Origin of the sequence: Devosia sp. LjRoot3 (assembly GCF_964252865.1) — a bacterium.
GTDB lineage: Bacteria > Pseudomonadota > Alphaproteobacteria > Rhizobiales > Devosiaceae > Devosia.
In genome coordinates, this window is the sequence record NZ_CAXUPK020000002.1 from 375,956 (window position 1) to 388,956 (window position 13,001).

General features: G+C 63.0%; 4 protein-coding genes. All 4 read left to right on the forward strand.

Going from position 1 to position 13,001, the window contains the following annotated elements; translation table 11 throughout:
• Window positions 1-186 precede the first annotated feature (186 nt).
• The 4 genes from ACSQ2A_RS08970 to ACSQ2A_RS08985 all read left to right on the forward strand — a co-directional run bounded on the left by ACSQ2A_RS08970 (window position 187) and on the right by ACSQ2A_RS08985 (window position 12,971).
• Window positions 187-5,442: a peroxidase family protein gene (locus ACSQ2A_RS08970; RefSeq protein WP_436071920.1), complete on the forward strand. Its 5,256-nt coding sequence runs from the start codon at window positions 187-189 to the stop codon at window positions 5,440-5,442.
• 82 nt (window positions 5,443-5,524) lie between these two features.
• Window positions 5,525-9,850, forward strand: a complete 4,326-nt coding sequence (locus tag ACSQ2A_RS08975; RefSeq protein WP_436071921.1) for a peroxidase family protein — start codon at window positions 5,525-5,527, stop codon at window positions 9,848-9,850.
• 65 nt (window positions 9,851-9,915) lie between these two features.
• Window positions 9,916-11,673 carry a type I secretion system permease/ATPase gene (locus tag ACSQ2A_RS08980; RefSeq protein ID WP_436071922.1) on the forward strand — a complete coding sequence of 586 codons (1,758 nt, stop codon included), beginning with the start codon at window positions 9,916-9,918 and terminating at the stop codon, window positions 11,671-11,673.
• Window positions 11,670-12,971: an HlyD family type I secretion periplasmic adaptor subunit gene (locus ACSQ2A_RS08985; RefSeq protein WP_436071923.1), complete on the forward strand. Its 1,302-nt coding sequence runs from the start codon at window positions 11,670-11,672 to the stop codon at window positions 12,969-12,971. The genes ACSQ2A_RS08980 and ACSQ2A_RS08985 overlap by 4 nt, the downstream gene beginning before the upstream one ends.
• The last annotated feature ends 30 nt before the right edge of the window (window positions 12,972-13,001 follow it).

Below are 13,001 nucleotides of genomic sequence, written 5' to 3' on the forward strand. Positions count from 1 at the left end.
GGACCCGGACCAAGGTCCAATAGGCTCGCCGCTGCGGAGCCACATTGGGCCAGGCGAAGCCGAGTTTGAGCCGGTGGGCTAGGGGGCGAGGCTTCGGCGCTTGGGACTTCAGTCCAGATAGGAATGCCCCGCTGCGAGTTTCAACATGCCGCGCCTAACTCAGGGAAAACCGCACAGAGGACGAAAATGGCACAGTACATCCGCTCAGACCTCGATTTTATCCTGGCGCAGATCAAGATCGCAGAAGCGCATGCCTCAGGCACTCCCCTGACCTCGTTGATCGCGGCCCCCACGCTGCCCTTCGGCTTGCGGACCGTGGATGGGACCTACAACAACCTCTTGCCGGGACAGTCCAATTACGGTTCTGCCGGCCAGGAATTCCCGGCGACGGTGGACCCGGTCTACCGGCCTGGCTACGAGTCCTCGAACGTTCCCGGCTCCGTCGTGGTCGATCCGCAGCCGCGCATCATCTCCAATCTCATCGTCGACATGACGAGCAATAATCCGGCAGCGACGCAGGCCTATGAAGACCACATCGAATTCGGCGCCACCTTCGAGCCGGTGCTCGACAGCAATGGCGACCCGGTCATGGGCAATAATGGCGAGCCGCTGGTCCTCTACCACATTCCCAATGTCGCCCCGGACGAGGGACTGTCAGCGCCGTTCAATTCCTGGATGACCCTGTTCGGCCAGTTCTTCGATCATGGCCTCGACCTCATCAACAAGGGCGGCAGCGGCACGGTATTCGTCCCCCTCCTGCCCGACGACCCGCTCTATGACGCGGTTGGCGCGGACGGCATTCCCAATAACGGGGATGAAACCAACTTCATGCTGCTGACCAGGGCGACCGTCGATGCGGGCACAGACGGCATCATGGGCACGGACGATGACATTCGGCCGATCAACACCACCACGCCCGTCGTCGACCAGAACCAGACCTACACCTCGCACTCGTCCCATCAGGTTTTCCTGCGGGCCTATGAGCTCAATGCTGCCGGAGACCCGGTCGCCACAGGCAAATTGATCGAAGGATCGGCCGGTGGCATGGCGACCTGGGCCGATGTCAAGGAACAGGCCCTGACCCTGTTCGGCATCATCCTCGACGACATGGATGCGCTCAACGTGCCGATGGTCGCCGCCGACGCCTATGGCAATTTCATCCCCGGGGCCAATGGCTTCCCGCAACTGGTGCGAGCCTCGGACAACGAACTCATCGAGGGCAATCCGGCCGCACCGATCGATGCGTCGATGGCTGTGCGCACCGGCCACGCTTTCCTCGTCGACATCGCGCACGAAGCGGCCCCGACCAATGCCCAGACCGGCACACCGCTTGCGGCCGACAGCGACAGCGTCCTCGGCCTCTCCGAGCCCGGCACCTATGACGATGAACTGCTCGACGCCCATTTCATGGCCGGCGACGGCCGGGCCAACGAGAACATCGCGCTGACTGCGGTGCATCATGTCTTTCATTCCGAGCACAATCGGCTGGTCGATCACACCAAGGAGGTGATCCTGGCCGACGCCACGGCCATGTTGGCGGCCGGCGCCACCGAGGCACAGGCCATTGCCTTCCTCAATGAATGGCTGGTCACGCCCGTCACCAGCGTGCCCGACACGGTGGGCGAGGTGGACGCTCTGGTCTGGAATGGCGAGCGCCTCTTCCAGGCCGCACGCTTCGGCACGGAGATGCAGTACCAGCATTTGGTGTTCGAGGATTTTGCGCGCAAGATGCAGCCGCAGATCGACGTTTTCGTTGCCCCCGTGGGCTATGATGTCACCATCGACCCCGCCATCGTCTCCGAGTTCGCCAACACGGTCTATCGCTTCGGGCATTCCATGCTGACCGAGTCGATCGATCGCCTTGATCCGAACTTCAATGCCGCCGATATGGCTCTCGTCGATGCCTTCCTCAACCCGATTGCGTTCGACAATGGCGGGACCATTCAGGCCGATGTCGCCGCCGGCGCGGTGGTACGCGGCATGACCAGGCAGGTCGGCAACGAGATCGACGAATTCGTCACCGATGCCCTGCGCAACAACCTTTTGGGCCTGCCGCTCGATCTCGCCACGATCAACCTGGCGCGGGGACGCGACACCGGCGTTCCGTCCCTCAACGCGACACGCCGCGAGTTCTACACCATGACCGGGGACAGCCAGCTCACGCCCTATACGAGCTGGTTCGACTTCGCCATGAACCTCAAGAACCAGACTTCGATCATAAATTTCATCGCCGCCTACGGTACTCACGAGACCATCACGGGTGCACTCACGCTTGCTGACAAGCGGGCGGCCGCAACCCTGATCGTGCTGGGCGGAACCGGGGCGCCTGACGACAGGCAAGACTTCCTCGATAGCACCGGCGACTGGGCAAGCGGTCCGAACGGGGTGACCATCACGGGGCTCGACGATGTCGATCTCTGGATCGGTGGGTTGGCGGAAGCCATCATGCCCTTTGGCGGCATGCTCGGCTCGACCTTCAACTTCGTATTCGAGACCCAGCTCGAAAACCTGCAGAACGGCGATCGCTTCTACTATCTCGCGCGCACCGCCGGCATGAACTTCATCAATGAGCTCGAACAGAACTCGTTCGCCAGCCTCATCATGCAGAACACCAATACGACCCACCTGCCGCTCGACGTGTTCTCGACTCCGACCTACATCCTCGAAGTCGACCGCGTCGCCCGCCAGTTCAACGAGGGCCTCGGCAATGCCGATCCGACCGATCCTGGCAGCCCCCTGGTCCCGCTCGTCATCCGCAACAACCCCGCAACGCCCGGAGCGGACACCAACTATCTGCGCTTCACCGGTGGAGACCATGTGGTGCTCGGTGGCACGAACAATGCTGACATCCTCACGGCCAGCATCGGCGACGACACCATCTGGGGCGACGGCGGCAATGACCGCATCGAAGGTGGCGCGGGCAACGACAATATCGATGGCGGTGCCGGCGACGACATCATCAGCGATAGCGGCGGGGACGATGTCATCAAGGGCGGCGACGGCAATGACGTCATCCATGGCGGCAATGGCCTCAATCTCATCATCGGCGGCGCCGGCAGTGATTTCATCATCACCGGCGAGGATGCCTCCGAAGTCTTCGCCGGCACCGGCAATGACTTCATCCTCGGCTCCACCGTCAACGAGGGCATGCAGGGCAATGAGGGTGACGACTGGATCGAGATAGGCACCCAGGATGGTGCGCCCGGCGACAATTTCGACCCCTTCGGACGCGACAACATCACCGGCAATGACGTGTTCCTCGGCAATGGCGGCTTTGACGAATTCGTCGGGGAGGGCGGGGACGACATCATGGTCGGCAGCCCCGGACCGAACCGCAACGAAGGCATGTCGGGCTTTGACTGGGCAACCTACAAGGACCTCCCGACCGTCTATGCCGATCTCCTGCTGCCGGCATTCGACGAAGACCCGAACATACCCTTCCCCGATACCGCCATCGATCGCTACGAGAATGTCGAGGGCGTTTCGGGTGGAGCGGGCAATGACCGCCTGTTCGGCACCAATGTGACCGCCGCGGAAATGCCACTCGAAGGCGCACGCGGCAGCGTCTTGACCAATATCGCCCTGATCAACGGCCTGCAGGAACTGCTCGGGGCCGGCGTGACCTCCTTTGATGGCGGCAATATTATGCTCGGCGGTGATGGCAGCGACCAGATCACCGGCCGCGGCGGCGACGACATCATTGATGGCGACAAATGGCTGAATGTGCGGATCAGCGTCAGGGACCTCAATAACCCCGCTTTGGAGATTGCGACCTTCTCCAACCTGACCCAGATTCAGGCGGCCATGATGGCCGGCACCTACAAGCCGCAACAGCTGCAGATCGTGCGCGAAATCCTGACCGCCAACGGTGCCGGCGATATCGACACGGCCATCTTCAGCGGTGCCCTGGCCAATTACACGGTCGAATTCGGGCCCAATGACATGGTCACCGTGACCGACAATGTCGGCACCGACGGCACTGACACGCTCTACAATATCGAGCGCCTGCAGTTCGCCGATCAGGTTGTCATCAACAATGATGCGCCGATCGGCCAGCCGAGCATCAGCGATACCAGCCCCACCGAGGGGCAATTGCTGACCGCCACGCGCGGCACCGTGGACGATCCGGATGGAACAGCGTCCTCGGTCTTCACCTTCCGCTGGCAGGCGCTAATTGTCGGCGTCTGGACCGACATCGTCGGCGCAACTGCCGCAAGCTTCACCCCCACGCAGGCCCAGGTGGGCCAGCAGATCCGCGTCGTGACGAGTTTTGTCGATGACGGGGGCAATCCCGAACAGGTCGCTTCCGAGCCGACGACCATTGTCGGCGACCTCGCGACCGGCACCGGCGCAGCCAATGTCTTCAATGGCGGGGATGGCGATGATCACTTCATCGGGCTGGGTGGCGCCGATACGCTCAACGGCAATGGCGGCAGCGACATTCTCGATGGCGGTGCCGGGGCTGACGTCCTCAATGGCGGGGCGGGCAATGATACCCTGCTTGGTGGCGCTGCTGCCGACACGATGAATGGTGGGGCCGGTGCCGATGCCATGAGCGGCGGCGCGGCCAATGACACCTATGTCGTCGACGATGTCGGTGACGCCATCACCGAACTGCTCGGCGAAGGAACCGACCTCGTCCAGACCTCGCTCAATGCCTATACCCTGGGCGCCAATGTCGACAATGTCACCTTCAATGGCGTCGGCGACTTCACCGGGACAGGCAATACGCTCAACAACCGCATCCAGGGCAATGGCGGCAGTGACATCATCGATGGCGGTGTCGGCGTCGACACCATGGTGGGCGGTGGCGGCAACGACACTTACTACGTGGACAATGCTGCCGACGTCATCACCGAGGCGGCGGGTGCAGGCATCGATACCGAGTTCGCCTCGGTCACCGATACGCTGCAAGGCAATGTCGACCACCTGACCTTGACCGGCACGGGCAATATTGGCGGCACCGGCAACGGGCTTGCCAATACCATCACCGGCAATAGCGGCAACAATGCCCTGTCCGGCGCTGGTGGAGACGACCTGCTGATCGGGGGGCTCGGCACCGATACGCTCAATGGCGGTGCCGGCCTTGATACACTCGAGGGTGGCGACGGCGTCGACACGCTGAACGGCGATGGCGGCAACGACATTCTCGACGGCGGCTTTGGCAACGACATCATGAACGGCGGCGGCGGCAACGACACGTTCCGCTTCAATGATGCCTTCGGCGACGACACCATCACGGGCTTTGACGCCAATCCCGCAGGGGGTGGGCAAGACCGGCTCGACATTGCGGCTCTCGGCATCACGGCCATCACGTTCGCCTCCGGCGTCGCGATCGTCCAGCAGGGCGCCAATACCCTGGTGACCATCGGCGACGACACCATCACCCTCAATGGCGTCAACGTGGCCGCGGTCACCGAGGCCGACTTCATCCTGGCCTGAACAGGGATGTCAGGGGACCGCCGCCGACCTTCCGGTCGGCGCGGTCCCCGCTCCTGCAGACCGGCGGACATGGGAGAACGAAATGAAACTGACTCAATCTGACCTGGAGTTTCTGTTCGAAGAGGTAACGTTCGATCCCGCCAACCTCGTTGGTCTGGAAGACCACCATGGCCTGCGCAATGTCAGCGGTGTCGGCAACAATCTCGTGCCCGGACAGGAGAATTTTGGTGCTGCCGACCAGCCGTTCATTCGGCTTGGCACCGGCAGCCAGCCCTCCGACTACAACGACTACAATAACAGCATGGTCATCGATGGCTCGCCGCGCATGATCTCCAATGTCATTGCCTCCCAGACGACGCCCATCCTCAACGTGGCGGCCGATCCCGCGGACCGCCCGTTCAATGGTTGGATGACCCTCTTCGGTCAGTTCTTCGACCATGGCTTGGACTTTGTGGCCAAGGGCGAACAGGGTTTCGTCATGGTGCCGCTGGACCCGTCCGATCCGCTCCACAATCCAGCCGTTGGCGCGCCCAATTTCATGATCGTCTCGCGCGCCAATGTCACCAATGTCGCCGATGCGGGTGCCGATCGCATTTTTGGCACTACCGATGATGTAGGCTATTCCAACAACGGCACGCCGGGCGACAGCAGCGACGACATTTTCGCGCGTCCCGAGAGCATCAACCACACCTCGCCATTCATCGACCAGAACCAGACCTATGGTTCGAGCCTCTCGGTCCGGGCGGTGTTGATGGAATACGAAACCGTGGGCGGAATTGCCGTGGCGACCGGCCGGCTGGTCTCGGGGGAGGGCGCCAGCGGCTTGGCGACGTGGGCCGATGTGAAGGCCAATGCGGCCCTGATCGGATTGACGCTCACCGACGCCGACGTCAAGGACGCCCCGCTGCTACGCACCAATGCCGACGGCACGCTCTTCCGCGATGCCAATGGTCATGTCGAGGTGGTGACCGACGGCGGCGGCAATGTCGTCCGGTCGGGCCATGCCTTCCTCCTCGACATGCATCCGGACGCCAATCCCGACGGGTCGAGCTTCAACCCCGCTTTACTCAATGCCCACTTCATCTCCGGCGATGGCCGTACCAACGAGAACTACGGCCTGACCGCGGTCCATACGGTCTTCCACGACGAGCACAACCTCGTCGCTGCGCAGATCATGGACCTGCTCGCCCAGCCTGGTCAGCCGATCCAGATGACCGGCGAACAGATATTCGAAGCGGCCAAGCTCGTCACCGAGATGGAATATCAGCATATCGTCTTTGACGAATTTGCCCGCCGGATCAGCCCCAATATCGAGGCCTTCCACGGCAGCTCATACGATCCGACGATCAATGCGGCGATCTCGGCCGAATTTGCGCACGCGGTCTATCGCCTCGGCCATTCCATGCTGACCGAAACCGTCGACTCGATCGACCCGGCGACAGGTGTCTCGACCCAGAATTCGCTCATCGATGCCTTCCTCAATCCAACGGCCTTCGAAGCGGCCGGCGGCGCTGCGGGCATTGCCACCGGCATGTCGATGCAGGTTGGCAATGAGATCGATGAATTTGTCACCGACGCACTGCGCAACAACCTCCTGGGTCTGCCGCTGGATCTGGCGACCATCAACATCACCCGCGGCCGCGACACGGGCCTGCCCACGCTCAACGAGCTGCGGCAGCAGTTGTTTGCTGCCAATGGCGATCCGGCGCTCGCGGCCTATGACAGCTGGGCCGATTTCGGCGCCAATCTCAAGAACCCCTCATCGCTGCTGAACTTCATTGCGGCCTATGCCTTTGGCGATACGGCCATGACCGACATCGCCGCAGCCAGGGCCCAGGCGCTGGCGGCCATGGGCAATGTCGCCTTCATGAATGGCTCACTGGGCTCGTCCGATCCGCTCTATGCGGCGAGCCAATCATTCTGGAACATCGACCTGTGGATCGGTGGGCTGGCCGAGGCAAAGGTCCCGGGTGGTCTGCTTGGCTCGACCTTCGACTTCGTCTTCGCCTATCACATGCAAAACCTTCAGAATGGCGATCGGCTCTACTACCAGGCCCGCCTTTCCGAGGAAAACATCCTCCATGAGATCGACGGCGAGAACTTCGCCGACATGATCATGCGCACGACCGGCGTGACCAACCTGCACACCGACAGCTTCTCGGCGGCGCAGGTGCGCCTGAACCTGACCAACAGTCCCGACAATTCCGGCGCGGCCCGCGCCACCTTTGCCCAGAGCGAGGTGATTTCCGGTCTTGATGGCAATGACACCATCAATGGCGGTGGCGGCTCGGACTCCATTTATGGCGATGCCGGCAACGACAATCTCCAGGGTGGGGCGGGCAATGACTTCCTCACCGGCGGATTGGGTGACGACACGCTCAACGATTCGGGCGGCGACGACCTCATGCGCGGCAATGAGGGCAATGACGTCATCAATTCCGGTGCCGGGGTGGACCTCGTCCATGGCGGGGAGGGCAATGACACCATTTCCTCGGGCGCCGAAGATGACGAGATCTTTGCCGGCATTGGCGACGACGTTGCACATGGCGATTCCGGGCGCGACCAGATCAAGGGCGGCGAGGGAGCGGACACGCTCTATGGCGATGCCGATGACGACCGCCTGTTCGGAGAGCTGGGCAATGATACCCTGTTCGGCGGCACCGGAATGGATCGGCTCGATGGCGGCGAGAGCGACGATATTCTGGTGGGCGGAAGTGGCGGCGCGGCCGACGCGCTCTCGCGCGAAGTCATCGACGGCGATAAGGGCTTCGATTTCGCGTCCTATCAGGACGCCACGTTCGGCGTCCTCGCCGACCTCATCAACTTCCTCACCGCCAATACCGGCGATGCCCAGTTCGACAGCTACTTCGATATCGAAGGCCTGATCGGCTCGGGCCTTGCCGATGAACTGCGCGGTAACGCAGCGGCCAACGAACTGCGCGGCCTTGCCGGCAACGACACACTGACCGGTCGTGGTGGCAACGACACGATTGCGGGAGGCCTCGGCGTCGACACAGCCGTATTTGCCGGCAACCGCGCCGCCTACACGGTCAGCTTTGCCGGTGGCGTCGTTACCGTGGTGCACAATGCCAATGGCAGCGATGGCACCGACACGCTCAATGGCGTGGAGCGTCTGCAATTTGCCGATCAGCTCGTGGTGATCGGCAATGTGCCGGTCTCGGGTGTGCCCACCATCTCGGACACGACACCCACCGAGGGGCAGGCGCTGACTGCCTCGACCAGCGGCATTGCCGACGCCAATGGCATGACCGGCGCCACGCTCTCCTACCAGTGGCAGCGACAGATTGGCCTCGTCTGGACCAATATCGTCGGCGCGACAGCGGCCAGCTATGTACCAACCTTCGTCAACCAGCCGCTGCGCGTGGTCGTCAGCTTTGTCGATGACGCGGGCAACGTCGAGCAGGTGGTTTCGGCCTCGACCGACGTCGTGGGCGATGCCTATATCGGCAATGGCGCGGCCAATGTCTTTGACGGCACGGCCGGGCAGGACAATGCCGCCGGTCGTGGCGGCAACGACACCCTCAACGGCAATGCCGGCGACGATCTCCTGAACGGGGAAGGCGGTGCCGATACGCTGAATGGCGGTGCCGGCGCCGATACGCTCATTGGCGGTGCCGCCAATGACATACTGAATGGCGGCGATGGCAGTGACACGCTGTCCGGGGATGCCGGCGCAGATACGCTCGATGGCGGAACCGGAGCCGACAACATGGCCGGTGGTGCCGCCAACGACACCTATGTCGTCGACAATGCGAGCGACGCCGTGATCGAGGCAAGCGGCGGCGGCACGGACCTCGTGCAGTCCTCGATCAGCCATACCCTGGCCGCCAATGTCGAAAACCTCACCCTCACGGGTACTGCACCGATCGATGGCACCGGCAATACGCAGGCCAATGTCATCACCGGCAATAGCGGCAACAACGTCCTCAGCGGTCTCGATGGGGCCGACACCCTGATCGGTGGGGCCGGTGCCGATCGTCTTATCGGTGGCGCCGGCCGCGACACCCTGACGGGCGGAACGCAGGCGGACACCTTCGTCTTCACCGGCAGTACGGGCGGGCCGACGCAGGTGATCACGACGGGCAACACCGCGGCGACGCGCGACATCATCACCGACTTCACGGTCGGCTCGGACCGCATCGACCTCAGCGGCATCGACGCCAACAGGGTGAATGCGGCTGATGTGACCGATGACGCCTTTACCTTTGTCGGCAGCGGTCCCTTCGGGGCGACCAATGTGGCGGGGCAATTGCGCTATCAGATGGTCAATATCAGCGGCGTCGACCACACGATCGTCCAGGGAACCACCGACACGACGGCCGGGATCGATTTCCAGATCGACCTCACCGGCAATCACGTGCTGACCGGGGCAAGTTTCCTGCTCTAGACCAGGAGGGGGCGGTATCCGCCCCCCAAAAAATCGACGTGCCGGACCGATGAGGGCGAGCTATCATGTCGACTTCCGCTCAAAGACACGCAGCGCGGGGCGCCTCCGAACTCAATGGCGTTCTCGTCAAGTCGCGAAACGCCTTCCTGGGCGCCTTCGTCTTCAGCATGATCATCAACTTGCTGATGCTGAACGGCTCCATGTTCATGCTGCAGGTTTATGACCGCATCCTGCCCAGCCGCAGCATCGCTACCCTGGTCGGCCTCTCGGCCATCGTGCTGGTCCTCTTCGCCTTCCAGGGGCTGCTCGAAATCATCCGCGGCCGCCTGCTCGGCCGTGTCGGCGCCGCGCTCGATGAAACCCTTTCCGAACGCACCTATGATGCGATGGTGCGCTCAACCATCAGCCGGAGCGCCGCCAATGATGGCGGGCAGCCGCTGCGCGACCTCGAGCAGATCCGTTCCTTCCTCTCCGGCGCCGGTCCCGGCGCCCTGTTCGACCTGCCCTGGATGCCGCTCTATGTGCTGGTCTGCTACGCCTTTCATCCCTGGCTCGGGATTGCGGCCCTATGTGGTGCGGCCCTGCTGTTGGTCCTGACAATTCTGGCCGAGGCCCTGGGCCAGAAACCGGCGCGCCTTGCCATGGGGCATGCCGCGCAGCGCAATATCGTCAGCGAATCCAGCCGCCGCAATGCCGAAGTCCTTGTCTCCATGGGCATGCTGCGCCCGCTCACGCGTATCTGGGGCCAAACCAGCGACAAACTGCTGAGGGCCCAGGAGCGCGCCACCGATCTCACCGGCACGCTCAGCGCCATCACAAGGATGATGCGGATGGTCCTGCAGTCGGGCGTGCTGGCGCTCGGCGCTTATCTCGTCATTGTGGGCGAGGCGTCGCCGGGCGTGATCATCGCCAGCTCGATCCTCGTCGCCCGCGCTCTCGCGCCCGTGGAACTGGCGACCGCCAACTGGAAGAATTTTATCGCCGCCCGGCAAAGCTGGCGGCGGCTCGCAACGCTGTTGAGCGAAGTACCCGCAGAGAGCGATCCCTATCCGCTGCCGCCGCCGACGGGCATGGTCACCGTCAACGCTCTCTCCTTGTCGCCGCCCGGTACGGATGTCCTGGCCCTTCACGGCATCAGTTTCACGCTGTCGGCGGGATCAGGCTTGGGCATTATCGGCCGCAGCGGCTCAGGAAAATCGTCGCTGGCACGGGCCCTGGTCGGCGTCTGGCCTGGGCGCCTCGGGAGCATACGGTTTGATGGCGCCACCATCGACCAGTGGTCGCAGGAAACGCTTGGGCGGCATATCGGCTATCTGCCGCAGGATGTGGAGCTTTTCGCCGGAACCGTGGCGCAGAATATTGCCCGTTTCCACCAGGACGCCGATCCACAGGCGACCATTGCCGCCGCAAAGTCCGCCGGCGTTCACAACCTCATTACCCAGCTGCCCGATGGCTATGAAACCCAGATCGGGGAATCGGGCGCCAAACTGTCGGGCGGGCAGCGCCAGCGCATCGCCCTTGCCCGGGCAATCTATGGCGACCCGTTCCTCGTGGTCCTCGATGAACCCAGTTCCAGCCTCGATGCGGAAGGCGAGGAGGCCCTGGCACAGACACTGCTGGCCATTCGCAAGCGCAATGGTATCGCCATTGTGGTGGCCCATCGCCCGAGCGCGCTGGTGGGCCTCGATCAGGTGCTGGTCCTTGCCGATGGCCGTCAGCGTGCCTTCGGCCCGAAGGAGGAGGTGATCAGGGAAATCCTGCGTCAGGACGTATCCACCCCAATCCACCCCGAACGGCACCATCAGGGAGGGAGCGCAGCATGACGGCTTCCCCCTCTCGCGCCCGCAGGTCGATGCGCCATCTGCTGCTCACGGGCGGCCTCGTCACCCTGCTCCTGGTCCTGGGTGTCGGCGCCTGGGCGGCCATGGTTGAGATTTCGGGTGCGATCGTGACGGCCGGCAGCGTGGTCGTCGATTCCAGCGTCAAACGCGTGCAGCATCCAACCGGCGGCATTGTCAGCGAATTGCGGGTGCGCGACGGACAGCTTGTGGCCAATGGCGATATCCTCGCCCAACTCGACGCGACAGTGCCGCAGGCCAGCCTTGCCATGGTTTCCGACGCCATTTCGGAACTGACGGTGCGCAGGGCCCGCCTCCTGGCCGAACAGGCCTTCGCCGAAGGGGTCGACTATCCGCCCACCCTTGATCGGACCGATCCCCGGCTCGCCAATATCATGGCGGGGGAAGCCGATCTGATGGAAACGCGGCGCATCGCGCGCGAGGGACAGAAGGCGCAGCTGAGCGAGCAAATTTTGCAATCCGAGCAGGAAGTGGTCGGCAACGAGGCCCAGTTGGCCGCGCTCGGACGGCTCCTCGTGTCATATCGAGCGGAGCTCGAAAACGTTGCGGCGCTGCGCGAGGAAAACCTGGTCACGGCCGCTCGCGTCGCCGAGATCGAACGGCGCCTAGCTGAACTCGAAGGGTCCCAGGGGCAGATGATCGCCACCATTGCCATGATCCGCGGTCGCATCAGCCAGACACGTCTCGAAATCGCCCAGATCGACGACGTGCTGCAAAGCGAAGTCACCAAGGAATTGCGCGAGATTGATGCCCAGCTGAGTGAACTCGAGCAGCGACGCGTCACGGCGCTCGACCAGTTGCAGCGTGTGACCATCAGGGCGCCGCAGGCAGGTTTCATCCACCAATTGGCGGTTCATACGGTCGGTGGCGTCGTCGCGCCGGGCGAAACGCTGATGCTGGTCGTGCCTGACAATGACGATCTGATCATCGAGGCGCGCGTATCGCCCCAGGATATTGACCAGTTGACGATCGGACAGGAGGCGATGGTGCGCCTCTCATCCTTCTCTCTCCGCACGACGCCAGACCTTCACGGGGAGATCACCCAGATTTCGGCGGATCGCATCAGCGACGGACAATCGGGTCAAACCTATTATCTGTCGCGCATTCGTTTGGCGGACACCGAGCTGGCCAAGTTGGGCGAGCTGGAACTGCTGCCCGGCATGCCGACCGAAGTGTTCATCAAAACCCAGGACCGAAGCATTCTCACCTATCTCACCCAGCCCATGGCCGATCAGGTCGCCCGCGCCTTCCGGGAGGAATAGAACAGTCCGGGCGGGAGAACCCGACCGGAC